This is a genomic window from Amycolatopsis roodepoortensis (genome assembly GCF_024628825.1).
GTDB classification, from domain to species: domain Bacteria; phylum Actinomycetota; class Actinomycetes; order Mycobacteriales; family Pseudonocardiaceae; genus Amycolatopsis; species Amycolatopsis roodepoortensis.
On record NZ_CP102415.1, the window covers coordinates 654,071 to 677,451 of the forward strand.

Below are 23,381 nucleotides of genomic sequence, written 5' to 3' on the forward strand. Positions count from 1 at the left end.
CCTGCTAACCTAAGTAACTGTTACCTTGGGGTAACACGATAGGCGCAAGGTCCCGGGCGGGCAAGCCGGGGCGTACGACTTGGAGGCACCTCGATGCGGAGGATCGGCGCGATCACCGTGGCCGCACTGCTGACCGTGACCGGCTGTTCGGCCGGTTCCGAGCAGGCGCCGGGCACCGGCACCCGGACCGTCAAGTTCTCGGTCACCGAGGGCAAGCGCACGGCCGGGCCGGAGGAGGTCGCGGTGCGCACCGGCGAGAATGTCGCGCTCGAAGTCACCTCCGACCAGCCAGACGAACTGCACGTCCACGGCTACGACAAGGCCACCCAGCTGGCGCCCGGGGTGCCGGGGACGGTCGCCTTCACCGCGAACATCGATGGGATCTTCGAGGTGGAATTGCACAAGAGCGGCGCGGCGGTGACCAAGCTCCGGGTGAGCGGATGATCCTGGCGCACGGTCTCGGCGGCCGGTCCGACCTGCCGGTCCCGCTGTGGCTCGCCCTCTACGCGGGAGCGGCGGCCGTCGTGGTCTCCTTCTTCGCGCTCACCGTGCTTTGGAAGGAGCCCAAACTCCGCGGCGCCGACGCCGGCCGCCCTCTCCCCCTGCAACGGTTCGTCGACGCCGGGTTCTCGCGGATCGCGATGCGCGTGCTCGGCGTCGCGCTGTTCGCAGGTTTTCTGGCGATGGCGTGGGCGGGTCCCGGCAACTCGGCCGACAACCCCGCTCCGGCCTGGTTCTACGTCTGGTTCTGGGTCGGACTGGTCCCGCTTTCCCTGCTGTTCGGTCCGGTCTGGACGCGATTGAATCCACTGAGGACGATCGCGGCGCTGATCCCCGCGCGCCATCGCGAACTCCCGGACCGGCTGGGTTACCTGCCCGCGATCGTCGGCCTCCTGGCTTTCCTTTGGCTGGAACTCGTGTTCCCGTATTCCGACTCGCCACGGGCGATCGCCCTCTTCGCCACCGTGTATGCCGTTATACACATTGCTCTCGGCGCGGTGTTCGGTCCGCGCTGGTTCGACCGCGGTGACGCCTTCGAGGTCTACGCGCGCTTGATCGCGGCGCTTTCCCCGTTCGGCAGGCGGGCCGATGGGCGTCTGGTGATCAGGAATCCGCTGGACGGCCTGCTCACCGTCTCCCCCGCGCCTTGGCTGACCGCGCTGGTGCTGGTGGTGCTCGGCTCGACGGCGTTCGACGGCCTCACCCGGCTTCCGTTCTGGACGTCGCTGGACGCCGGTGTCCTCGGCGGCACCGCCGGGCTCGCGGTCTGTATCGCGCTCACCTACGGCGCCTATGCGGGCGCCATCAGCCTGACCAGGCCGTATCTGCGCCGGGGGTTCGACCCGTATCCCGCGTTCGCGCCGTCGTTGATCCCGATCATGGTCGGCTACACGGTCGCGCATTACTTCTCGTTCGCCGTGTTCTCCGGGCAGCAGGGCTTCGGCCGCGCGATCGACTACACGGTCGTCTCGACCGGCGTGATCGCACTGGTGCAGATCGCCGGGATCGTCGCCGGGCACGTGCTGGCCGTAACCTCGGCCCATGACCGTTCCGTCGGCGTGCTGCGCGCGAACTACGTCAAGGTGGGCCAGTACCCCATGCTGGCGCTGATGATCGGCTACACCGCGCTCGGGATCGCGCTGGTCTCCGGCTCATGACCAGCGCGGCGCGGGTGGTGATGATGCACCAGGGCGGCTGGGACGAGATCCTCATCTTCGTCGGCCCCGTGGCGATCATCGGGCTGCTCATCTACGTCGCGCGCAAGCAGGTCCCGACTACGCCCGAGGACGAGGACGACTGAGGGGGACGTAGTCACCACCGGCCAGCGCGGCGGCGAGATCGGGGTACGTGGACGCGCTTCCCGCGAAGCGACCTTGGACGACACGGATGTAGGCACCGTCCAAAGGGAAGACGAGCACGAACTTCTTGCCGTGGTTTCCCCGCAGGACGGCTCCCTTGCTCAGGTTGTCGAGGAACTCGATGATGTCGCGCTCGATATCCTCCGCGAAATCACGCTGATCGTCCCGCGTCAGGTCGTACAGGTCGGTGTCGATGTCATAGGTGGCGAGCCTGCCCGTCACGGGGTCCAGCGCCTCGAACGCCAACGCGAGCCAGCGGCGCGGCACGACGTCCACCGCCACTTCCCACTCCGGGCCGCCGAACTTCCACGTCGAATCCGCGACCTTCACCGCCTGAAGCTCGCGCAGGAAGGCCAGGAGCCGTTGGCCCGCCTCAAATTCCATGACCGGGACCGCCGCCGAGAAGGAGCGCTCCGGCCAGCTCGGTGACCTCTTCCCGGGTACGGCCACCGTGGTCGGCGGCCATGAAGTGCTTGCCGATCAGGAGCGAGAACGCGAGCAGGCAGCGGGCTTCGACCTCGTCCTCGTCGGCGACGATCTCGCGCATGAGGGAACGCAGGTAGTCCATCCGCTGGTTGTCGACCCGCCGGAGCCGTTCGGCCACCACCGCGTCGCGCCGGGCCCAATCCCGGATGGCGAGGTCGATCGGCAGGAGACGATCGCCGGCGAGCAGACCCGCGCGCCGGATCTTCGCCCTGGCGTCACCGCCTTCGCTCTCCACGCTCTCGAAGAGCAGGTTTGTGCTCATCCGCTCCCACGTGGCGAGCATTTCCTCCAGTAGTGCGCCCCGATCGGCGAAATGACCGTAAAAACCGCCTTTGGTGACGCCCAGGGCTTTCGCGAGCGCCTCGACGCGCACGGCGTCGGGACCTCCGGCGGCGAGGGCGTGCAGTCCCGCGTCGATCCAGGCGCTCGGCGGGGTCCGGGTTTCGGCGGCCATGGGATCACCGTATCTCCCGTCACTCCGGCACCACGAGGACGATATATACGCTATCGTATAGATGGCGGAAGTTCACTGGGAGGAACAACGACGATGACTGTCGGATTCGTGGCCACGCATTACCCGCACACCGATCATCACGACGAATTCGTCTCGCGCGTCCGGCGAGTCGCGGACGTCTTGCGCTCCACTCCGGGCTGTCTCGCCGCCGAATGCTGGGTCACCGCCGCCGGCGACGCCGTGGTGTCGATCGTGCGCTGGGAATCCGAGGCGGCACAGGCGGCCTCGATGCAGGCTCTCGGATCGGCGGACGTGGACGTCGCCTTCGACGACCGCGAGGTCCGTCTGCGCGAGATCGTCCAGCTGGTGTCGGCATGAAACTCGCGAACACGGCCCACACCGCCCGCTCGTGGCGGATCCACGAAATCGCCGGCGACTTCGACCTCGAAGACGTCTGGGCGCTCGATACCCCCGGCGGGCCGGACGATTTCGGTAAGCTGGTGAAGCAGTTCTCGTCGGGGAATTTCCCGGACGGCGCGCCGCTCCCTGTCCGGGCGCTGTGGGCGCTGCGCTGGAAGCTCGGAAACCTGCTGGGCCTGGACGAACGCACCTCCGGACTCGACACCCGCGTCGGATCGCTGCGCGGCAGGCTGCCGGAGGACCTCCGCGACACTCCCACCGGACCGGACGAGGACTGGCTGCCGTTCACCCCGATCTACCGGCTCGACGACGAATTCGCCGCCGAAATGGCGAACCGGACGATGCACGGGGTCCTGCACATCACCTGGGTCGAAGACGGGCAGGGCGGACATCGCGGCCAGATGGCGGTGCTGGTCAAGCCCAACGGCCTGTTCGGCCGGGTGTACATGGGATTCATCAAGCCGTTCCGGTACGCGATCATCTACCCGGCGCTCATGCGGATGATCGCGCGGGAATGGGCCGCCCGCTCCTGATCCCGACCTCGTGTGTGGGTTCCGGAGGCGGCGTCGCGAAAGCCACTTTCGGGACACCAGACGTCTCGAAAGTGGCTTTCGCGACATGCTCGGGCGAGCGAGGAACACCGGTACCGGATCGGGTCAAGTCTCGTGAGTGGCCAGGACGGTTCTAACCGTCCTAGCACTCACGAGGCCTTGGCGCGGCGGCTGCTCCGCACCAGCGTCATGTCCTTCTCCCGCACCGGTTCGCGGCAGTGCGCGCAGACGGTCTCCGGCGCGAGGACCTCGCCGCACGAATGCCGCCACACCGTCGGCGGCGGCCCCTCGGTGACGTACGCGTCGCCCCACGCCATGAGGTTCAGCAGCACGTGGTTGAGCGCGTGCCCCGCCTCGGTGAGCACGTACTCGTAGCGCGGCGGGTGCTCCTCGTAGAGCCGTTTCTCGAGAATCCCCGTCTCGACGAGCTTCCGCAGCCGCGCGGTCAGGATGTCCCGGCTCGCCCCGGTGTTGCGCACGATCTGATCGAACCGCCGCGCACCGAAGAACACTTCGCGCAGCGCGAGCAGGCTCCAGCGCTCCCCGATCACCTCCATCGCGTTGGCGATCGAGCAGTCCCTCGGTCCTTCGGTCATGCGACCAGCGTAAACCCAGTGAGTCTTGATTTCCAACCCACTCGATGCCACAGTGAGTTGGAGATACCAACTCACTACTGGAGGCAGCCGTGCACGACGCGGTCATCGTCGACGCCGTCCGTACCCCGATCGGCAAGGGAAAGCCCGGTGGTGCCCTGCACGGGGTCCATCCGGTCCAGTTGCTCGCCCATACGCTGCAGGCCCTCGTCCGGCGCAACGGCATCGACCCGGAGCTGATCGACGACGTCATCGGCGGCGCGGTCGACCAGGTCGGCGAACAGGCCCAGAACGTCACGCGGTGGGCGGCGCTCGCGGCCGGGCTGCCCGAAAGCGTGCCCGCGACCACCGTCGACAGGCAGTGCGGGAGCAGCCAGCAGGCCGTGCACTTCGCCGCTCAGGGAGTGATGGCGGGCGCGTACGACGTCGTCATCGCCTGCGGGGTCGAGTCCATGAGCCGTGTCCCGATGTGGTCGAACGTGCTGCCGGGCACCGACCCGCTCGGCCCCGGCGTCGCCGAACGCTATCCGGAAGGCCTGGTGCCGCAAGGGATCAGTGCCGAACTCATCGCCGCCAAATGGTCGCTCAGCCGTCAGGCGATGGACGAGTTCGCGATGGGCTCGCACCGGAAGGCGGCGCGGGCACACGAACTCGGGCGGTTCGCGAGCCAGATCGTGCCGATCGAGACACCGTCGGGCCGGGTGTCCACCGACGAGTCCGTCCGGCCCGGCACCGACCTCGAAACGCTCGCCAAGTTGCGCCCGGCGTTCCAGGATCCGGCCGTCGCCGCACGTTTCCCGCAGATCGACTGGTCGGTGACCGCGGGCAACAGCAGCCCGATCAACGACGGCGCCTCCGCCCTGCTGATCACCTCCAGCGAGACCGCGGCCCGGCTGGGCCTCCGCCCTCGCGCCCGCCTGCACAGTTTCGCCGTCACCGGATCCGACCCGCTGCTCATGCTCACCGGGGTCATCCCGGCGACGGAAAAGGTGCTGCGGCGCGCAGGTCTGCGCCTGGCGGACATCGACCTCTTCGAGATCAACGAGGCGTTCGCCAGTGTCGTGCTGGCGTGGCAGCAGGAAACCGGGGCCGACCCGGCCAAGGTCAACGTCCACGGCGGCGCGATCGCGCTGGGCCATCCGCTCGGCGCGAGCGGGACCCGGCTGATGGGCACCCTGGTCAACGCGCTCCACCACCACGGCGCCCGGTACGGCCTGCAGGCGATGTGCGAAGGCGGCGGCCAGGCCAACGCGACCATCCTGGAGGCGTTGTGACCGGCAGGCTGCCCAAGAAGCTGACGGACCATCCGTCGGTGCGGGCCGTGCTCGCCGAACCGCGGGACAAGCCGTCGCCGGTGATCGACGCGGCCTGGCTCAAGGAGATCTGCCTCGCCGCCGGCGCCGACGACGCGGCCGCGGTCTCGCTCGGCCATCCCGATCTGGCGGGCGAACGCGAGCACGTCGAGCGCGCCCTGCCCGGCACCAAGACCCTCGTCTCGCTCGTGGTGCGGATGAACCGTGACGACGTTCGCTCCCCCGCCCGCAGCGTCGCCAACCAGGAGTTCCACCGCACCGGCGAGATCATCAACGAGGCCGGGCACACGATCGTCCGGACGCTGCAGGACGCCGGCTACCGCGCGATCAACCCGTCCGCGACGTTCCCGATGGAGATGGAGCACTATCCGGGCCGGATCTGGGTCGTCGCGCACAAGACGGTCGCCGTCGCGGCCGGTCTCGGCGCGATGGGCCTACATCGCAACGTCATCCACCCGAAGTTCGGCAACTTCGTTCTCCTCGCGACGTTGCTCGTCGACGCCGAGGTATCCACCTACGGCGAGCCGCTCGACTACAACCCTTGCCTGGAGTGCAAGCTCTGCGTCGCCGCCTGTCCCATCGGGGCGATCTCGAAGACCGGCGAATTCGACTTCCTCGCCTGTTCGACGCACAACTACCGCGAGTTCATGAGCGGCTTCACCGACTGGGCCCAGACCGTGGCCGACAGCGAGGACGCCGCCGACTTCCGGTCCAGGGTGAGCGACTCGGAGAACGTGTCGATGTGGCAGAGCCTCGCGTTCAAGCCGAACTACAAGGCCGCGTACTGCATGGCGGTCTGCCCGGCGGGCGAGGACGTGCTCGGCCCGTACCTCGAAGACCGGCGCGGCTTCCTCGGGACCGTCGTGAAACCGTTGCAGGACAAGGTGGAGACCTTGTACGTGCGAGAAGGATCGGCGGCGAAGGCCTACGCCGAACGCCGGTTCCCGCACAAACCGGTGAAGGAGGTCGACGGCGGCTACCCGCGGCGGTAGGGCCGCCCCTACCCCGCGCACGGGGGCCTGTCCCATGCCAGGCGCCGTCCGCGCTCCCTAGTCTGGCGGCAAAGCCTGGGGAGGACCTTTCGCATGATCGCGATCAGACTGGCGTTCTCGTCGCTCCGCCGTCGTCCCACCGGATTCCTCGCGAGCTTCGTCGCGCTGTTCTTCGGTGCCACGATCCTGATGACGTTCGCGTCCCTTCTCGACACCCGCGCCGCCGCCGGCCCGGAGACCGCGAAGACGCTGCTGATCATGGCGAGCGTCGTCGGCGGCTGGGGCCTGGTGATCGTCCTGTTCGCGACGCTGTCGACGCTCTCACTGTTGATCCGGCAGCGCGCCGCGGAGATGGCGTTGCTGAAGAGCGCCGGCGCGACGCCGTCGCAGATCGGCCGGATGATCGTCGGTGAGGCGGCGGCCGTCGCGGTCCTCGCCGCGGCCACCGCCGTCGTGCCGTCGGTCTTCGCCGGACGATGGCTGGTCGCGCTGCTCGGTGACACGGGCCGCGTACCGGCCGGGCTGGAGGCACGGTTCGGTCCGATCGCGGTCACGATGGGCACCGGCATCACGCTGCTCGCGGCCCTGGCGGCAGCGACGGTCTCCGCGCGGCAGGTAGCCCGGCGCGGAGCGGTGGAGGCGATCCGCGAGGCGGGCGTCGACACCCGGCGGACCAGCCGGCTCCGCGCGGCCGGCGCCGCGATCGTGCTGGCTTCCGGGCTCGGCTGCGGCGTGGTGACGATGACCGTGTTCACCGGGACCGAACCCGCGCTGATGGCGATCGGCGGCCAGGGCGCGATCCTCGCCGCGATCGGGTTGGCGCTCCTCTCCCCCGTGCTGCTCGGCCCGATCGCGGCCGCGCTGGCCGCTCCGCTGCGACGCGCGGGCGTCAGCGGCCACCTCACGGTGGCGCACCTCCGGGTCCGAAGCCGTCAGATGGCCGGGGTCCTGGTGCCGATCATCCTGTTCACCGGCATCGCGACCGGGACGCTGTACATGCAGGCCATCGAGAACGCCGCCGTCACCGCGCCGGCCGGGATCGCGAGCAGTATCGAGACCCTGAACTACGTCGTCGTCGGCATGATCGCCCTGTTCGCCGCCGTCATGCTGGTGAACACCGTCGTGGCCGCGATCATCGGACGCCGCCGAGAGTTCGGTCAGCAGCGGCTCATCGGTTCGACACCGTCGCAGGTCCTGCGGCTCGTCGGGACCGAAGGCACCGTCCTGGTGGTGGTCGGCGTGCTGTTCGGCTCGCTCGCCGCGGCCGTCACCGTGATCCCCTACAGCGTCGCCAGGACCGGCGGGCCCGTGCCGGACGCGACGATCGGGGTCTATCTCGCCATCGTCGCGGTCGCGGTGACCCTGACGCTCGGTTCGCATCTGGGCGCGGCGGCGAAGGCGATGCGCACCCCGGCGATCCAGGCGGGCACCCGCGGCTGAAGGCCTGTCACATCTCCGATCCCCCACGCGTCAGGGTTACGACTGATCGATGAAGGATGGGGACCGTGGACGAACACGACTGGCTGGCGCGGCGCTTCGAAGGGCACCGGACGCATCTGAGGGCGGTGGCGTACCGGATGCTCGGTTCGCTGAGCGAAGCGGACGACGCCGTGCAGGAGGCCTGGCTGCGGCTGAGCCGGTCGGACTCCGGCGACGTCGACAACCTCGGCGGCTGGCTGACCACCGTCGTCGGCCGGATCTGCCTCGACATGCTGCGCTCCCGCAAATCGCGACCGGAGGAGCCGGTCGGCGCGCAGCTCCCCGACCCGATCATCGGCCGTGAGGGCGGGATCGACCCGGAGCACCAGGCCCTGCTGGCGGACTCGGTCGGGCTGGCGTTGCTGGTCGTGCTCGACACCCTGGACCCCGCCGAGCGGCTGGCGTTCGTCCTGCACGACATGTTCGCCCTGCCGTTCGACGAGATCGCGCCGATCGTGGGCCGGTCCTCCGCGGCGACCCGGCAGCTCGCCAGCCGCGCGCGCCGCCGTCTGCAGGGCTCGCCGACGGTCCCCGACGCGGATCTGAGCCGTCAGCGGGCCGTTGTCGACGCGTTCTTCGCCGCCGCCAGGGGTGGCGACTTCGACGCACTGGTTTCGGTGCTCGACCCGGACGTCATCCTGCGCGCCGAGGGCGGCGCCGCTCCGGCGGGAACGTCGCGTTTCGTGCGCGGGGCGGCCACGATCGCGAGCCAGGCGCTCATGTTCCGGACGGCGGGCGAGGGCGGGGAGCTGCGGCCCGCGCTGGTCAACGGCGCGGCCGGGATGGTGGTCACCAAGGACGGCGTCCCGACGACGGTCTTCGCGTTCACCGTCGTGGGCGGGAAGATCGCGGCGATCGACATCCTCGCCGATCCGGACCGGCTCGCCGCGCTGGACTTCGAACCGCTCGGCTGAAGTGTCGGGAAAGGGTCGTTCAGGACATTTTTCGTCCTGAACGACCCTTTCCTGACCTGCGCGCCGCCGGGATCAGGAGGTCGGGAAGTTGTCCGCGGTGCGGATGCGGTCCCGGATCCAGACACCGGCGGGCTTCAGCGGAGCCGTGCCGGTGAACGAGCTGCCCGAGCAGGTGCCCGGCTTGAACACCGCGCCCGAACGGCTGTCGTCGGAGAAGTTCCAGTTGGTCCAGCTGATCTTCTTCGACGCGAGGAAGTCGAGGTACTTCTGCGAGTTGGTGAAGTCGTTCCCGCCGTCACCGCTGGCGGTCTGGGTGCCGAACTCGGTCACGAACAGCGGGATCTTGCTCGCGGCGCGGCTCAGCGCGTTGAAGTACTCGGTTTTGTGCGACGCCGCGTAGAAGTGGAACGTGTACATGAAGTTGCTGGCGCGGACCGGGTTGTTGATGATGTCGGTCTCGTTGCGGCCGTCGGAGATGCCGAGCGAGCCCCAGCCGTGCGTGCCCACGAGCACGACGCCGTCGGAGTCCTGGGCGCGGATGACCGGGATCATCTGCTCCGCGTAGCTGCGGACCCGGTCCCAGCTGACGTTGTTGGGCTCGTTCGCGATGTCGTAGATGATGTTGGTCTTGTCCTTGTGCCGCTGGGCGATCTCGGTGAAGAACGTCTTGGCGCGGCTGAGGTTGGCGTTCGGGTCGCCGGGGGTGAGCTGGTGCCAGTCGACCAGGGCGTACATCCCGCGTTTGGTGGCCTCTTCGATGTAGGAGTGCACCATGTCGGTGAACTTGCGCGGGTTGGTCTCGTAGCCGCCTTCCTGGATGTACATCGAGATCCGGAGGACGTCGGCCTTCCAGTCGTTGGCCAGCGCGTCGAGCGAAGCGGTTTTCACACACTGGCTGTACCACTGGATCCCGTGGGTGCTCATGCCACGGAGCTGGATCGGCTTGCCTGCGGAGTTGCAGAGCTGGAGGCCGCAGACCTTCAGCTGTCCGTTGATCGCCGCCGGACTGCCCGGCGGCAGCGCGGCGGCTGCCTGCGTTGCGGGCCCTGCCGCGGTCTCGGTCGCCATCGAGGTGCTCGCGGCCGCGACCGGTGCCAGCAGTCCGGCGGCCAGTGCGGCCGTCACCCGGAGACGGATCTTGTCCCAACGCATTCGGCTTCTCCTCTCGCGTCGACGGCACCGACGTTGGCGCGCCGACGGTCAGGGCGGCGGAGTTAAATAGGAAACTTTCCTTACTATTGGAAAGTAAAGGGGAGATTACCCACAGGGTCGACGGACGGTCAAGAGTCCACCACCCACCGTTTCGACGACCACTGGCATGCTCTGAGCGTGACCACCATCGTGGCCTTCCACGCCCATCCGGACGACGAAGCCCTGCTGACCGGCGGCACCCTCGCCCGCGCCGCCGCGGACGGCCACCGGGTCGTCCTCGTCGTCGCCACGATCGGCATGCAGGGCGCGGACGCACCGCGCCGGGCCGAACTCGAGGCGAGCGCGAAGGTGCTGGGCGTCGCGCGCGTCGTCCATCTCGGTTACGCCGGCAGCGGTCACGGCGCGATCCTTTATCCGGACCCGCCGGGCTGGGTCCGCTTCGTCCGCGCGAGCACCGACGAAGCAGCGGCTCGGCTCGTGGCGATCCTGCGCGAAGAGGGCGCTTCGGTCCTGCTGAGCTACGACCGCAACGGCGGCTACGGTCACCGCGACCACGTCAAGGTGCACGAGGTCGGCAAACGGGCGGCGGAACTCACCGCCGACGTCCGCCTCCTGGAGGCCACGATCCCCCGCGACGCCGTCGCACGCCTGGTCCGGTTCGTACGCCTGGCACGGATCCCGTTCCGCTACGACGTCGACGCGCTTCTTCGGGCGTACAGCGCCAAGTCCGAGATCACGCACACCTTCGACGTCCGGCGCTTCGCGCGCCAGAAGCAGGCCGCGATCGCCGCCCATTCGTCGCAGGTGAAGGGGAACGGCAGGCTCGCTCCGCTGATGCGCGTGATCACCAGGCTTCCGGCGCCGCTCTTCGGCCTCGTGTTCAGCCGCGAGTGGTACGTCGACGCGACACCGCGAGGCTCACGATCCTGACCGGCGGGCGCGGTACGCGGCGGCCTTCACCCGGTTCTGGCAGGCCAGCCCGCAGAACCGCTTGATCTGCGCCTGGCTCGCGTCGAGGTACACCTGGTCGCACCGCGGCGCCGCGCACAATCCGACGCGATGCGGGATGTCGTCGCCGAGCGCCGCGGCCACGGCCACCGCGAGGCCTGCCGCCCAACGCTGGACGAGGTCGGCTTCGGGACCGTGGAAACGCAGATGCCACGACTGTTCGCCGTCGCGATGCAGGGATGGCCGGGCCTTGCTGTCGACGAGCATCCGGTTGAGCAGCCCGGCCGCCAGGTCCGGATCCCGCCGGGACAGCGACTCGATGATCTCCCGCAGCCGCGACGCGAGATTCCGCAGCCTCTCCGCGGTCAGGAGATCGACCTGACCGTTCCCGAGCGCTTCAGCGGCGGCGCGGACCAGTTCCTGGCCCCGGAGGGCTGGTTTCGGCCTGCCGTGGACATGCTCCCCGGTCAACGCGTTGACCAGCGTGACCCCGGTTTCCAGCCGCACCGCATGGTGCTCGTCAGCCATTCCGCCCCTCCCCCGGGACGTCACTGGTTCGCAGGACGCCCGCGGTGACGCTAGCAAAGGCGGGCGGCGCCGCAAGGGCGATGAAGTCGTTCGGAGCAACGAAATCCGGCGAACGGCGGAGCATGAGTCCACAGTGGACAGTGCTGTCGCAGTCTAGGTACATGAAGGCCCCCTTCCTGTACCTAGGAGCAAGGAAGGGGCCTTCACGTACTTCGGCAAGCTGTGCGGGCCCGCTCCGTCACCACCGAGGCGGGCCCGCGTCCACGATCTTCTGCGAAAGCTCCAGCGGGTCGAGGTGCATCAGCGACTCCATCCACCACGTCATCCCCGCCTGTCCCAGCGCGGGCAGGTCGACCTTGATCGGCTCCTCCCACGCCGGGCTCGCGTTCCCGGCGACGGCGACGTCGAAGGGGCGCCCCGGCTCCAGCCCGGCGAGACCGAGCGCGCGGTGGGTCTCCGCGATCTCCTCGGCGGTCGGCGTGTGGTCCTCCGGATTCGGGAAGATCCCGTCGCACAACGCCGCGCGCCGAACCACCCGCGGGTTGTCGGTGGAGCTCGCCACCCAGATCGGGATCGGGAACGGCTCGGGCGGAGCCTCGGCGAGCGCGACCTGATAGTGCGCGCCGTCGTGGTCGAAACGCCTGCCGGACCAGATCGCGCGGATGACGTCGAGACCCTCGTCGAACATCGCCGACCGGGTCAGCAGGTCGGTCTGCTCACCGAACCGGCTGAAGTCGCCGGATTCGTCCGAACCGAGCCCGGTGCCGAGGATCAGCCGCCCGCCGGAGAGCCTGCTGACCGTCGACGCGTGCCGCGCCACCACCCACGGCCGCCGCCGGGCGGGCGGGGTGATCATCGGGCCGAACAGCAGCCTGCTCGTGGCGTGCGCGATGGCGCCGAGCGTCGTCCACGGATCCGCGATGGGCATCGTGTCCGCGACGACGTGGTCCCACAGGAAGAACCCGTCCCAGCCCGCCGCCTCGGCGCGTACGGCGAGGTCGACGAGCACCCCCGGCTCACCGAACGGGCCGAAAGGCGGCAGATAGACGGCGTGCCGGACCGTGCTGCCGGTCAAGTCGATCAACTCCCCAACGTCATCGTCGAAGTCCCCGGACGGCCGCTTGTTTACGCCGTTCACCCACGTTAGCGTCCCGAGGATGGCGGACGCTGGTGAACGATCGACGAAGTGGCCGGAGCATCGGGGAAGGTTACGCCGGGTGCTGTCCTCGGTGGTCGCCGTCTCACTATGCGCGACACTTTCCGCGGTGGAGGCGTCCGCATCGCAGGACGACGGCTGGTCCCGGGACTTCTACTGGGGCGTCGCGTCGTCGGGGTATCAGTCCGAGGGCAGTGCTCCGGACAGCAACTGGAAGCGGTTCGTGGACCGGTCCGCCGGGAAGGACGGCGTCGACGAATACCGCGACTCCGTGGACTTCCGGCATCGCTACGCCGACGACATCCGTCTCGCGTCCGGGCTCGGCGTCAACACCTACCGCTTCGGCATCGAGTGGGCTCGCGTGGAGCCCGCGCCGGGACGGTGGGACGAAACCGAACTGGCCTTCTACGACGACGTGCTCCGGCAGGTCCGCGCCGCGGGCATGACCCCGATGATCACGCTCAACCACTGGGTGTACCCGGGCTGGGCGCTCGATCAGGGCGGCTGGGCCGAGTCGCGGACGGCCGACGCGTGGCTGGAGTTCAGCCGGAAGATCGTCCAGCGCTACGCCGGGCAGGACGTCCTCTGGGTGACGTTCAACGAGCCGCTGATCTTCCTCAAGAACGAACAGAAGGTCGGGGCGCTGAAGGCCACGCGGTACTTCGCGGCGCAGTCCAACGTCGTCCAGGCACACCGGCGGGCCTACGACCTGATCCACGAACTCGACCCGACCGCGAAGGTCACCAGCAACCAGGCCTACATCACCGGCGTCAACGGGATGGCCGACTGGTTCTTCCTCGACCAGGTCAAGGACAAGCTCGACTTCATCGGGATCGACTACTACTACGGCCTGAGCATCGACAACTGGACCGTGTTCGCCGCCGCCAGCGACAGGTTCTGGGACGTGAAGCTCCAGCCCGAAGGCATCTACTACGCGCTGCGCAGCTACCACAACCGGTTCCCGCGCCTGCCGCTCTACATCGTCGAGAACGGCATGGCGACCGACAACGGGAAGCTCCGCGACGCGGACTACACCCGCGGCGATCACGTCCGCGACACCGTGTACTGGCTCCAGCGGGCGAAGGCCGACGGGATGAACCTCATCGGCTACAACTACTGGAGCCTCACCGACAACTACGAATGGGGCAGCTATCGCGCCCGGTTCGGACTGTACACAGTGGACGCGCTCACCGATCCAGCGCTGAGCAGGCGCCCCACGGACGCCGTCCCCGCCTACCAGGGTCTGGTGACGGCGGGTGGCGTGCCGCAGGGCTTCCGGCTCAAGCGCGGCCCGGGGACCTGTTCCCTCGTGGACGGGCTCGACAGCTGCCTCAATCCGGCCAAAGTGGACGGACCGCTCATGCCGCTGAAGTGACCAGTTCCAGCCGCCTGCCCTCGAACGTCCGCCGCATCCGCCGGTCGTGGGTGACGACCACGAGCGCGCCGGAGTACTCCGCGAGCGCCTGTTCCATCTCCTCCACGAGATCCGGGGCGAGATGGTTCGTCGGCTCGTCGAGCAGCAGCAGATCGGTCGTGGCCGTCACCAGCCTGGCCAGTTCGAGCCTGCGCCGCTGCCCGATGGACAGCTCCCGGACCGGCTTGCGCAGATCCGGCGCCCGGAACAGGCCCAGCGACAGCAACCTCTCGGCCGCCTCGTCCTCGTCACCGTTCCCGGCGAAGACCGCCAGAACGGTTCGAGCGTCCGCGGCGAGTCCGCCGTTCTGGTGGAGGAACCCGATCCGGCCCGTCCGTTCCGCCGACCCCGTCGACGGCGCCAGCTCGCCGGCGAGGACTCGCATCAGGGTCGTCTTGCCCGCCCCGTTGGGCCCGGTCACGAGGACGCGTTCGCCCGGCAGCACGCTGAGAGACGTCCGCGGCAGACGGCCGTCGACCGACACGTCGTCCACCTTCACCACGTACTGACCGGCCTCGGTCTCCCCCGCGGCGATCCGCGCGGTGAACCGGAGCGGCTCGGGCGGCGGCGGAACACGGTCCGCTTCGAGCCGCTGGATCCGCTCGCGCGCCGACCGGATCCGGCTCATCGCCCCGTGCGCCCGTGATCGGGCCCGGAACGCGCCGGCCCCGCTGAAGGCCGCCGGAGCCTTGCGCGGGATCGCCGAGAACCGGTCGATGTTGACGTCCGCCATCCGTTCGTAGCGGGCCTTCTCCAACCTCCACTCCTCGTACTCCCGGACCCAGCGAGCCCGCGCGGCCTCCTTTGCCGCGAGATACCCCGCGTAGCCGTCGCCGTGGCGCTGCACGGTCCGGCGGTCGGCGTCGACCTCCAGGATCGTGCTGGTGACCCGGCTGAGGAACGTCCGGTCGTGGGTGATCGCGACGATCCGGCCGCGATGCCCGCGAAGATGGTTCTCCAGCCAGGCGACGGCTTCGTCGTCGAGGTCGTTGGTCGGTTCGTCCAGCAGTAGCAATTCCGGCGAAGCGGCCAGGGTGGCCGCGAGCGCGAGCCGGGACCGCTGGCCGCCGGACAGGCTGTCCAGCGCGCGGCCTCGATCGAGGCCCGGCTGCCCGAGCCCGTGCAGCGCGACCTCCACCCTGGCGTCGGCCTCGTACCCGCCACGGGCTTCGTAGACGGCCGTCAAGTCGCCGTACGCGGCCAGGTCTTCGGCGGTTTCGAGCGACGTTTCGGCCGCCCGCAGCCGCGACTCCAGGTCCCGGATGTCGGCAAGGGCGAGGTCGATCGCGTCGCCGACCGTGGCGGTGTCGGGCAGCTCCAGCGTCTGCGGGAGATAGCCGACACCCCCGGGCGCGGTGACGGTCACCGTGCCGTTGTCCGCCCGGTCCCGGCCGGCGATCAGTCTCAGCAACGTGGACTTGCCCGAGCCGTTGTCGCCGATCACGCCCGCCTTCTCCGCCGGTTTGACGGTGAAGGAGACCTGGTCGAGTACGACATGGTCGTCGAAACGCTTGGTGACACCGGAGAGCACGAGTTGTGTTCCGGGATTTCGATACGGGGTACGCACAGGGGCGTCCTCCTGATTCTCGCAAGGGAAGAAGGACATGCGGAAGGACGCGGCCCGGCGGAGCGAAGGCTCTACGCCAGGGCCGCGTCGAAGGCGAGAATCACAGAGTGAAGAAAATCCCCATGGCGAAGACGGTAGCGGGGGAACGCGGACGGGTAAAACGAATTAAAGGTTGTGTACGGGTTCACAGAGTGGTCTGTGTCCCCATACCGCGACAGCGGCGCCCCGGTGACCGAGAATCGAAGATGGAGGTTTTCGCGGTCTGAGGGAATGGGGTTCCTCGTGCACGGGTCCAGCGGTCCGATCGCCCGGTTCGGGCGACGGCTCTTCCCTGGTCGCAATTCGCTGGCCCGTGGCTCCGACCGGTTCGAAGCCCTGGTGCTCAAGCTCGTCATCCTCGCGGCGTTGCTCGCCGTCCCGGTCGCGGCCGCCGTCGGCTCCGCCAACCACGGCAGGCAGGTCGCCGCGGCCGCCGCCGACGTGACCGGGCGTCAGGCCGCCACCGCGTACCTGCTGACGGCCGCGCCCGTCCGCATCGTCGACAGCGAGAGCGTCGGCACCGAAGACTCCACCACCCAGGCGACCTGGACCGACTCGCGCGGCGCGCGGCACACCGGTGGCGTCCTCGCGGCGCCGGGCAGCCCCGCCGGAACGGCGGTGCCGATCTGGATCGACGCCCGCGGTGAGCTCACCGCCGCCCCGAGGAACGCGTCGACGGCGGTGTTCGATTCGGTGCTCGTGGGTCTTTGGCTCTGGTTCGCGGTGGTCGGCTCGCTCGTCCTGTTCCACCGGGTCGTCCGGCTGGTGCTCGACCGGCAGCGCGCAGCGGCCTGGGAGCGCGCTTGGGCGGTGTACCCGCGGTCCGGTTCCTGGCCCTGAGCCCGGCGGCGAAGGCAAAGCGCCTCGGCTAGGGTGCCCCGCATGCGCATCATGATCTCGGCGGACATGGAGGGCGCCACCGGCGTCACCTGGACCGAGGACGTCATCCCCGGTACCGAGCAGTGGCAACGATTCCGTCGCCTGTTCACCGGTGACGTCAACGCCACCATCGCGGGCCTGTTCGATTCCGGCGCCACCGACGTGCTGGTCAACGAGGCGCATTCGTCCCAGCGGAACCTCCTGCTCGAAGACCTCGACGGGCGCGCGCGCATGCTCACCGGCAGGCACAAGCCGCTCTCGATGATGCAGGGCATCGACACCGGCGTGGACGGCGTCGTCTTCCTCGGCTACCACGCCGGCGCGGGATTCGACGGCGTCCTGTCCCACACGTACCTGGAGAACCAGATCACCGGCGTGTGGCTCGACGACGTGCCCGCCAGCGAAGGCAGGCTGAACGCCGCGATGGCCGCCGAATACGGCGTCCCGGTGCTTGTCGTCTCCGGTGACGACAAGGCCTGCGACGACGCCCAGGACTACGCGCCGGAGGCCGAACTGGTCACGGTGAAGGAATGCGTCAGCCGTTACGCCGCGATCTGCCTGCCGCCCGCGAGGACGGCCGAACTGCTGAGCTCGGCGGCGGCGGACGCGATGAACCGGGCGGGCCGGGTCGAGCGGTTCACCACGCCGCACCGGATCGAGGTCGAGTTCGACGCGAGCCACCTCGCGCAGGCCGCGGCGGTGATCCCGACGGTGGAACAGATCGGCGTGCGGCGGGTCGGCTTCGACGCGCCGGACATGACCGAGGCGATGAAGGCGTTCAAGATCGTCACGGCGATCGCGGCCGGGGCGGTGCAGGGTATCTATGGCTGAGCTCGAAACGCAGGACGCACTTCCCGGCGCGGGAGCGGGTTCCCGGAACAACGCCGACCTGGATGTCGTCGAAGTCTGTTCGCGGCTGATCCGGTTCGACACCACGAACCGCGGCGACGGGGACTCCGCGGGCGAGCGCGAAGCCGCCGAGTACGTCGCGTCGCTGCTTTCGGGGCTCGGGATCGGCTCGAAGATCATCGAGTCCGCGCCGCGCCGCGCGAACGTGATCGCCCGGGTTCCCGGCACCGACCCGAGCCTGCCCGCGCTGCTCGTGCAGGGCCATCTCGACGTCGTGCCCGCCGACGCCGCCGACTGGTCGGTCGATCCGTTCTCGGGCGAGGTCCGCGACGGGTTCCTCTGGGGCCGCGGCGCGGTCGACATGAAGGACTTCTGCGCGATGGTCCTGGCCGCCCTCGCCACGGGTGTCCGGCCGCGGCGGGACATCGTCCTGGCGTTCGTGGCCGACGAGGAGGACAAGGGCGAGTACGGGGCGCACTGGCTCGCCGCGGCGCACCGGGACCTGTTCGACGGCTGCGCGGCCGCGATCAGCGAGTCGGGCGGGTACACCTACCACGTCCCCGCCGCCGACGGCCGGACCGTGCGGCTCTATCCGGTGGCGACGGCCGAACGCGGCACGGCACACCTGCGCCTGACCGCCAAGGGCCGCGCGGGCCACGGATCGCGCCCCAACGACGAGAACGCGGTCACCCGGCTGGTCACCGCGCTCGGCAAGATCGCCGCGCACCGCTGGCCGATCCAGCTGACCCCGACGGTCCAGGCGTTCCTCGAACGCACCGGGGAAGCACTCGGCGTCCCGGTCGATCTGTCCGATGTGGACGGAACGATCGCGCGGCTCGGGCCTGCCGGGGCGCTGGTGGTGCCGACCATCCGCAACAGCACGACGCCGACCATGCTCGACGCCGGCTACAAGGTGAACGTGATCCCGACTTCGGCCGAGGCCCAGGTGGACGTCCGTGTCCTCCCCGGCTCCGAACCGGAACTGCTCGCCGAACTCGACGCGATGCTCGGCGAGGGCGTCACGCGTGAGTTCGTCGCGCACCAGCCGCCGGTCCAAGCTCCGGTGGATTCGCCGTGGTTCGGCGCGATGGCGGACGCGCTGCGCTCGCAAGACCCCGAGGCCGTCGTCGTCCCCTACTGCATGGGCGGCGGCACGGACGCGAAGGCGTTCAGCCCGCTCGGGATCGACTGCTACGGCTTCGCGCCGTTGTGGCTGCCGGAAGGCTTCCCGTACCGAGCGATGGCGCACGGCGTGGACGAGCGTGTCCCGGTCGAAGGCCTGCGGTTCGGCACCCGGGTGCTGCGGCACTTCCTGGAGAACTGCTGAGGGAGGGGTCGACACGCGGTTCCGCATGAGTCGTCCATCCAGTCACGCGTGTCGTCCGCCTGATCACGCGTGTCGTCCGATGAGTCACGCGAAACCGGCGACATGACCGCGTTGCGGCAGCGGGACCTGTCCGCGTCTGCGATCGCCCCTTCGGACGTCGTCCATTCCTGGCATGTCGAGCGGAACGAGGACACGAACTACTACGTTGGCGGGTGGCTCGACTACGAATGACCTCAGGAGGCCACCGGTGGACAGCGTCGCGCGACTCGCCCGGGACGAACGGGCGGACTTCGCCGCGTTCCTGCGAACGCTGTCCCCCGAAGACTGGGACGCGCCGACCTTGTGTTCGGAGTGGACGGTCCGGCAAGTGGTCGCCCACGTCGTCGACTACGACGCCCAGCGGTTCCGCGACGTGCTCGGGCAGGCCGTCCGCGGCGGGCTGCGGCTGAACCGGATGAACGCGCTCGGTGTCGCACGGGAACCCGGCCGGGCACCGGAGCGGCTGATCGCACGGATCGAGGAACACCTCGAACCGCGCGGTCTGACCTCGGCGTTCGGCGGACGGGTCGCGCTGCTCGACGGGCTGCTCCATCACCAGGACATCCGGCGCCCCCTGGGGTTTCCCCGTGAGGTGCCGCCGGAAAGGCTGCGCCACGCCCTGGCGTTCGCCCGCTACGCACCGCCGATCAAGGCGGGCAAACGCGCACGCGGACTCCGGCTCGTCGCCACGGATCTGGACTGGTCGGCCGGATCCGGCCCGGAGGTCCGCGGCCCCGGCGAAGCGCTGCTGCTGTCGATCGCCGGCCGGGCCGTGGCACTCGACGAGCTTTCCGGTCCCGGCGCGGCGATCCTCGCGTCCAGAGTGGACGGTCGTTGACGCAGAACGCTCAGAAGGCGGTGGAACGGCTCAGTTCTTCCCAGGCGGCCAGCTCCGCCGCCTTCGCCTCGTGCGTGGCTCGTAGCCCGTCGACAGCGTCGTCGCCGAGCGCGAGCCGCAGCGGAGCGTCGTCGCTGTCCAGCACTTTCAGGATCGCGGCGGCGGCCTTCGCCGGGTCTCCGGGCTGCGAGCCGTCCATCCCCTCGACGAAGTCCCGGATCGCGCCGGTCGATTCGCGGTAGGCGTCGATCACCCGCGAGCGCCGCAGCCTGCTGCCGCCGAACTCGGTCCGGAAGGCCCCGGGCTCCACGATCAGCACCCGCACGCCGAACGGCGCGACCTCGGCGGCCAAGGACTCCGACATCGCCTCCAAGGCGAACTTCGCCGAGCAGTAGGCCCCGAAACCGGGCGGGCTCTGCTGCCCACCCATCGAGCTCATCTGCACGATGGCACCGCTCCCCTGCTCACGCAGGTGGGGCAGGACGGCCTTCGTCACCTCGACGGCGCCGAAGAACATCACGTCCATCAGGGATCGCAGGTCGGACATGGTCAGTTCTTCGACCGCCCCGACCGAACCGTGCCCGGCGTTGTTGACCACGACGTCGATCCGGCCGAACTCGGTGAGAGCCGCCCGCACGGCGGCTTCGATCTGTGCCGGATCGGTGACGTCGAGCGCCTCGGTGCGCACCCGGCCCCGGCCGAGCTCTTCCAGTTCGGCCAGAGCCTCCGGACGGCGAGCCGTGGCCATCACGCGGTCGCCGGCGTCGAGTGCGGCCAGCACGAGGTGCCTGCCGAACCCGGACGAGCAGCCGGTGATCAGCCAGACGCGGCCCTCGGTTTCCTTCGTCATTCCTGTTCCCTCCAGTGAAGTTCCTGGGACCCATCGTGCGAAGGTCACGCCCGGGCCGCCAACACCGGCTTCCTGACACGGCTACAGTCAGAGCCTGTGACCCCCGAGTTGCGGCAGTTGCGCTATTTCGTCGCCGTCGCCGAAGACGCCAGCTTCACCAAGGCCGCGCGGCGGCTGCACATCGCCCAGCAGTCCCTTTCGCAGCAGATCACCGTGCTGGAACGACTGCTCGGCGCGAAGCTGCTGCAGCGTGACACCCGCGGAGCCCGGCTCACCGAAGTCGGTTCGCTGTTCCTGCCCGAGGCCCGCGCCGTCCTGGCGCGCAACGACGAGGCGCTGTCGGTGCTGAGCCGGGCAGTACGCGGCGAAATCGGCACACTGCACCTCGGTTTCCTCACCACCACGGCCAACTACCTGCTCCCGCCGGTGGTACGGGCGGTCCGTGAGCGGCTCCCCGACCTCACCCTCACCACAGACGACACCCAGATCGCGCCGCTCGTCGACGGCCTCGGCGGCGGACGCTACGACCTCGTCTTCACCCGGCCTCCCCTGGTCGACGGGTTCGAGACCCGCACACTGATCACCGAGGACGTCTGTGCCGTTCTTCCGGAGGGGCACCGCCTCGCGGCCGCGACCGAACTGAAGCTCGCGGATCTGGCCGATGAGCCGTGGGTGCTCACGCCGCGAAGTTCGTGGGAACCCTGGCATCGCCGCTACGACCGCGAGTTCGAGGCGGCCGGCTTCACGCCGCGGATCGTCCAGCGGGCGGCGACCGTCCAGGGCCTGCTCGGTCTGGTCGCCGCGGGCGTCGGGGTCACGAGGCTGGCCCGGTCTTCGCACAGCCTGCGCCGGAGCGGCGTGGTCTTCGTGCCGCTGGCGGGCGACACCGCCCGGACGGTGGTGGCCTGGTCGCCGGAAAACGACAAGCCGGCGCTCCCCGGGGTGCTCGAGATCGTGACGGAACTGGCGGCCGGAACGGACCTGACGGAGGCGGGCTGACCCGGACATCGCGACCGTCACACCGCCATGATCACCCTGTCGGGCCACGGGTCCGTAGAATCCGGTAACGATGCGACGTTTCCGGTGGTGGTGGGGTGCTCTCGCGCTCACGTTCGTGGTGGTTCTCGTCGGGTTCATTGCCTTTACCGGGTCGGAAAGCCGCCCAGGGCAACCGTCCCCGCGCCAAGGGCCGCCGGGAACGGGGCCGCTGACCGTCGTCGCCATCGGCGACAGCACCGTGTCCGGTGAGGGCGCGGGCGACTACACGCCCGCGACCAACGGGCAGGGCGGCAACTGGTGCCACCGCTCCCCCAACGCCTTCGTCGAGCAGATCAAGATCCCCGACGTCACCGCGCGGGTGAACCTCGCGTGTTCGGGGGCGCCGTCGGAGCAGATCGCCCTCGGCGACGCCAAGCAGTGGACCGAGCCGTCACAGGCCCAGCAGCTCGCGAACCTGATCAAGGACCACCGGGTCGCCGCGGTGGTGATCGCGATCGGCGCGAACGACGAGCCGAAGTTCTCCGCTCAGGTCAACGAATGCTTCAAGGCTTGGTTCTCCCCGCAGAACCCGCCGTGCAGCGCGGCTCTCCGCACCACGTGGAAGTCCAAAGTGGACGCCATGGTGCCGAAGGTGACCAACGCCGTCGCCGACGTGAAGAAGGTGCTGGCGCAGGCCGGTTACGTCCCGGCGGACTACCAGCTCGTGCTGATGTCGTATGCCTCGCCTGTCGGCCCCCAGATCCCGGAGGCCCTGCGCAGTCTCAACGGCTGCCCGTTCCGCACCGAGGACCTGGAGTGGATGCGCCGCGACGGCGTCTCCGTCCTGTCGGACGGGCTCAAACAGGCGTCCAGGGCGACCAGCGCGCGGTTCCTGGACCTCTCGCGGGCGGGCGCCGGGCACGAGGCGTGCAGCAGCGACCCCGCGAACGAGTGGTTCAGCAGGTTGACGCTGCAGCTGCGTGATCTCGGCCAGGCGGACCGCGCGAGCCACGCGTTGCAGGAGTCGTTCCATCCCAACGCGAACGGCCACGCGCAGATCGCGAACTGCCTCAACGAGTTCCTCGCCGCCCGCGGCGGCAACGCGTCGTGCCTTTCGGGCCCCGACGGCAAACTGCACGCCGCGCCCGAGGTGATCGCGCGCTAGTCGCGTGATCAGGCACGCGACACGCGTGCTTGGAGACGTAACACGCGTGCTTGGGGACGCGACTCGCCTGGCTAGAGGTCGAGTGCGGCGCGCAACGCGATGTCGATGCGCTCCTGGACCTCTTGGTCGATCTCCGCGATCTTCTCGTCGAACCACGGCCGGTACAGACGCGTGAGGTTCAGCGTGGAGACCCAGTACCGCGCGTCGACGGCGACGCCGAGGATGTCCTGCGGATCACGGTCCAGCAGTTCGGTGCCGAGCAGCCACGGCCGCTCGGATTCGTTCACCCCGTCCGAGGACAGCAGGACGACGGTGCGCTGCCGTGCCGGTTCGGTCGGGGGGTGGTACGTCCAGACTTCACCCCTGTGCACGCAGATCCTTCTCCGCGGCGGTCAGCTCGGCCTCGTCCGATTCGGCGGACGGTTCGACCGGGGCGCGCTGCGGGGTGTAACCGGTGCGGACGGCCTCCCTGCGGGCCGCTTTGGACAACCACGACGAGACCGAGATCCCGTGTGCCTTCGCGGCCCGCTCGGCGAACTCGAGCGCACCACTGTCGAGTGAGAGAGTGACCTTACGTGTTGCCATACCTTT

28 protein-coding genes are annotated in these 23,381 nt (G+C 69.4%); 18 read left to right on the forward strand and 10 right to left on the reverse strand.

All coding sequences use genetic code 11. The features are described from left to right. The first annotated feature begins 93 nt into the window (after nt 1-93). From NQK81_RS03200 to NQK81_RS03210, 3 genes are read left to right on the forward strand one after another with little or no spacing between them, the layout of a single operon-like run. Entirely contained in the window at nt 94-444 is a 351-nt protein-coding gene (locus NQK81_RS03200) for a cupredoxin domain-containing protein (RefSeq protein WP_257486976.1), read from the forward strand. Next, complete coding sequence (locus NQK81_RS03205) at nt 441-1,658, forward strand: hypothetical protein (protein WP_257486977.1); 1,218 nt, start codon at nt 441-443, stop codon at nt 1,656-1,658. Before NQK81_RS03200 ends, NQK81_RS03205 begins: the two co-directional genes overlap by 4 nt. Further along, nucleotides 1,655-1,801 (forward strand): hypothetical protein, encoded by a 147-nt coding sequence (locus NQK81_RS03210; protein ID WP_257486978.1) that lies wholly within the window; start codon nt 1,655-1,657, stop codon nt 1,799-1,801. Before NQK81_RS03205 ends, NQK81_RS03210 begins: the two co-directional genes overlap by 4 nt. Here the strand turns inward: NQK81_RS03210 and NQK81_RS03215 are convergent. Then, nucleotides 1,776-2,243 carry a hypothetical protein gene (locus NQK81_RS03215; protein WP_257486979.1) on the reverse strand — a complete coding sequence of 156 codons (468 nt, stop codon included), beginning with the start codon at nt 2,241-2,243 and terminating at the stop codon, nt 1,776-1,778. The genes NQK81_RS03210 and NQK81_RS03215 overlap by 26 nt on opposite strands. Next, on the reverse strand, nt 2,233-2,799 hold the full coding sequence (locus NQK81_RS03220; RefSeq protein ID WP_257486980.1) for a TetR/AcrR family transcriptional regulator: 567 nt from the start codon (nt 2,797-2,799) through the stop codon (nt 2,233-2,235). The genes NQK81_RS03215 and NQK81_RS03220 overlap by 11 nt, the downstream gene beginning before the upstream one ends. A 93-nt stretch (nt 2,800-2,892) precedes the next feature. Between NQK81_RS03220 and NQK81_RS03225 the strand changes: the two genes are divergently transcribed. Both NQK81_RS03225 and NQK81_RS03230 read left to right on the forward strand, forming a co-directional pair. Continuing rightward, nucleotides 2,893-3,177, forward strand: coding sequence for an antibiotic biosynthesis monooxygenase family protein (locus tag NQK81_RS03225; RefSeq protein WP_257486981.1), 285 nt, complete (start codon nt 2,893-2,895; stop codon nt 3,175-3,177). Then, the gene (locus NQK81_RS03230; protein WP_257486982.1) at nt 3,174-3,752 is read left to right on the forward strand and encodes a DUF2867 domain-containing protein; all 579 of its coding nucleotides are present in this window, start codon (nt 3,174-3,176) and stop codon (nt 3,750-3,752) included. Before NQK81_RS03225 ends, NQK81_RS03230 begins: the two co-directional genes overlap by 4 nt. Nucleotides 3,753-3,919: 167 nt before the next feature. On the opposite strand, the gene NQK81_RS03235 is transcribed toward NQK81_RS03230, so the two are convergent. Continuing rightward, on the reverse strand, nt 3,920-4,366 hold the full coding sequence (locus tag NQK81_RS03235) for a winged helix-turn-helix transcriptional regulator (protein ID WP_126732904.1): 447 nt from the start codon (nt 4,364-4,366) through the stop codon (nt 3,920-3,922). A gap of 89 nt (nt 4,367-4,455) precedes the next feature. Here NQK81_RS03235 and NQK81_RS03240 point away from each other — a divergent pair, with 89 nt between their 5' ends. The 4 genes from NQK81_RS03240 to sigJ all read left to right on the forward strand — a co-directional run bounded on the left by NQK81_RS03240 (nt 4,456) and on the right by sigJ (nt 9,061). After that, nucleotides 4,456-5,637: a thiolase family protein gene (locus NQK81_RS03240; RefSeq protein ID WP_257486983.1), complete on the forward strand. Its 1,182-nt coding sequence runs from the start codon at nt 4,456-4,458 to the stop codon at nt 5,635-5,637. Continuing rightward, the gene (locus NQK81_RS03245) at nt 5,634-6,668 is read left to right on the forward strand and encodes a (4Fe-4S)-binding protein (protein ID WP_257486984.1); all 1,035 of its coding nucleotides are present in this window, start codon (nt 5,634-5,636) and stop codon (nt 6,666-6,668) included. The genes NQK81_RS03240 and NQK81_RS03245 overlap by 4 nt, the downstream gene beginning before the upstream one ends. Nucleotides 6,669-6,761: 93 nt before the next feature. Continuing rightward, nucleotides 6,762-8,108 carry an FtsX-like permease family protein gene (locus tag NQK81_RS03250; protein WP_257486985.1) on the forward strand — a complete coding sequence of 449 codons (1,347 nt, stop codon included), beginning with the start codon at nt 6,762-6,764 and terminating at the stop codon, nt 8,106-8,108. Nucleotides 8,109-8,173: 65 nt separating this feature from the next. Further along, entirely contained in the window at nt 8,174-9,061 is an 888-nt protein-coding gene (gene sigJ / locus NQK81_RS03255; RefSeq protein ID WP_257486986.1) for an RNA polymerase sigma factor SigJ, read from the forward strand. Between the two features lie 72 nt (nt 9,062-9,133). On the opposite strand, the gene NQK81_RS03260 is transcribed toward sigJ, so the two are convergent. Next, a complete protein-coding gene (locus tag NQK81_RS03260; protein ID WP_257486987.1) occupies nt 9,134-10,213 on the reverse strand; it encodes a glycoside hydrolase family 5 protein in 1,080 nt (359 codons plus the stop codon). Nucleotides 10,214-10,390: 177 nt separating this feature from the next. On the opposite strand from NQK81_RS03260, the gene NQK81_RS03265 reads away from it, so the two are divergent. After that, complete coding sequence (locus tag NQK81_RS03265) at nt 10,391-11,143, forward strand: PIG-L deacetylase family protein (RefSeq protein ID WP_257486988.1); 753 nt, start codon at nt 10,391-10,393, stop codon at nt 11,141-11,143. Here NQK81_RS03265 and NQK81_RS03270 read toward each other — a convergent pair. Together NQK81_RS03270 and NQK81_RS03275 are read right to left on the reverse strand one after the other, a co-directional pair. Next, complete coding sequence (locus NQK81_RS03270) at nt 11,132-11,689, reverse strand: CGNR zinc finger domain-containing protein (RefSeq protein WP_257486989.1); 558 nt, start codon at nt 11,687-11,689, stop codon at nt 11,132-11,134. The two genes, NQK81_RS03265 and NQK81_RS03270, sit on opposite strands and share 12 nt — an antisense overlap. A 238-nt stretch (nt 11,690-11,927) precedes the next feature. Continuing rightward, nucleotides 11,928-12,773 carry an LLM class flavin-dependent oxidoreductase gene (locus NQK81_RS03275; RefSeq protein ID WP_038513774.1) on the reverse strand — a complete coding sequence of 282 codons (846 nt, stop codon included), beginning with the start codon at nt 12,771-12,773 and terminating at the stop codon, nt 11,928-11,930. Between the two features lie 181 nt (nt 12,774-12,954). On the opposite strand from NQK81_RS03275, the gene NQK81_RS03280 reads away from it, so the two are divergent. Further along, on the forward strand, nt 12,955-14,220 hold the full coding sequence (locus NQK81_RS03280; protein ID WP_257486990.1) for a family 1 glycosylhydrolase: 1,266 nt from the start codon (nt 12,955-12,957) through the stop codon (nt 14,218-14,220). On the opposite strand, the gene abc-f is transcribed toward NQK81_RS03280, so the two are convergent. Next, the gene (gene abc-f / locus NQK81_RS03285) at nt 14,204-15,826 is read right to left on the reverse strand and encodes a ribosomal protection-like ABC-F family protein (protein WP_257486991.1); all 1,623 of its coding nucleotides are present in this window, start codon (nt 15,824-15,826) and stop codon (nt 14,204-14,206) included. The two genes, NQK81_RS03280 and abc-f, sit on opposite strands and share 17 nt — an antisense overlap. Nucleotides 15,827-16,108: 282 nt before the next feature. Between abc-f and NQK81_RS03290 the strand changes: the two genes are divergently transcribed. The 5 genes from NQK81_RS03290 to NQK81_RS03310 all read left to right on the forward strand — a co-directional run bounded on the left by NQK81_RS03290 (nt 16,109) and on the right by NQK81_RS03310 (nt 19,797). Continuing rightward, a complete protein-coding gene (locus tag NQK81_RS03290; RefSeq protein WP_257486992.1) occupies nt 16,109-16,705 on the forward strand; it encodes an Rv1733c family protein in 597 nt (198 codons plus the stop codon). A gap of 42 nt (nt 16,706-16,747) precedes the next feature. Then, nucleotides 16,748-17,575, forward strand: a complete 828-nt coding sequence (locus NQK81_RS03295) for a M55 family metallopeptidase (RefSeq protein WP_005150961.1) — start codon at nt 16,748-16,750, stop codon at nt 17,573-17,575. Next, entirely contained in the window at nt 17,568-18,920 is a 1,353-nt protein-coding gene (locus tag NQK81_RS03300; RefSeq protein WP_257486993.1) for a M20/M25/M40 family metallo-hydrolase, read from the forward strand. The genes NQK81_RS03295 and NQK81_RS03300 overlap by 8 nt, the downstream gene beginning before the upstream one ends. Before the next feature lie 102 nt (nt 18,921-19,022). Then, nucleotides 19,023-19,151: a hypothetical protein gene (locus tag NQK81_RS03305; RefSeq protein WP_257486994.1), complete on the forward strand. Its 129-nt coding sequence runs from the start codon at nt 19,023-19,025 to the stop codon at nt 19,149-19,151. 16 nt (nt 19,152-19,167) lie between these two features. Beyond that, nucleotides 19,168-19,797, forward strand: coding sequence for a maleylpyruvate isomerase family mycothiol-dependent enzyme (locus NQK81_RS03310; RefSeq protein ID WP_126732893.1), 630 nt, complete (start codon nt 19,168-19,170; stop codon nt 19,795-19,797). A 10-nt stretch (nt 19,798-19,807) separates the two neighbouring features. Here the strand turns inward: NQK81_RS03310 and NQK81_RS03315 are convergent, their stop codons facing one another. Further along, complete coding sequence (locus NQK81_RS03315; RefSeq protein ID WP_257486995.1) at nt 19,808-20,647, reverse strand: oxidoreductase; 840 nt, start codon at nt 20,645-20,647, stop codon at nt 19,808-19,810. 96 nt (nt 20,648-20,743) lie between these two features. Between NQK81_RS03315 and NQK81_RS03320 the strand changes: the two genes are divergently transcribed. Further along, the gene (locus NQK81_RS03320) at nt 20,744-21,646 is read left to right on the forward strand and encodes a LysR family transcriptional regulator (protein WP_257486996.1); all 903 of its coding nucleotides are present in this window, start codon (nt 20,744-20,746) and stop codon (nt 21,644-21,646) included. 70 nt (nt 21,647-21,716) lie between these two features. Further along, nucleotides 21,717-22,790, forward strand: a complete 1,074-nt coding sequence (locus NQK81_RS03325; protein WP_257486997.1) for a GDSL-type esterase/lipase family protein — start codon at nt 21,717-21,719, stop codon at nt 22,788-22,790. A 71-nt stretch (nt 22,791-22,861) separates the two neighbouring features. Here NQK81_RS03325 and NQK81_RS03330 read toward each other — a convergent pair whose 3' ends face one another. Together NQK81_RS03330 and NQK81_RS03335 are read right to left on the reverse strand one after the other, a co-directional pair. Further along, nucleotides 22,862-23,161 (reverse strand): hypothetical protein, encoded by a 300-nt coding sequence (locus NQK81_RS03330; RefSeq protein ID WP_005150941.1) that lies wholly within the window; start codon nt 23,159-23,161, stop codon nt 22,862-22,864. After that, entirely contained in the window at nt 23,148-23,375 is a 228-nt protein-coding gene (locus NQK81_RS03335; RefSeq protein ID WP_007035425.1) for a hypothetical protein, read from the reverse strand. The genes NQK81_RS03330 and NQK81_RS03335 overlap by 14 nt, the downstream gene beginning before the upstream one ends. Nucleotides 23,376-23,381 lie beyond the last annotated feature (6 nt).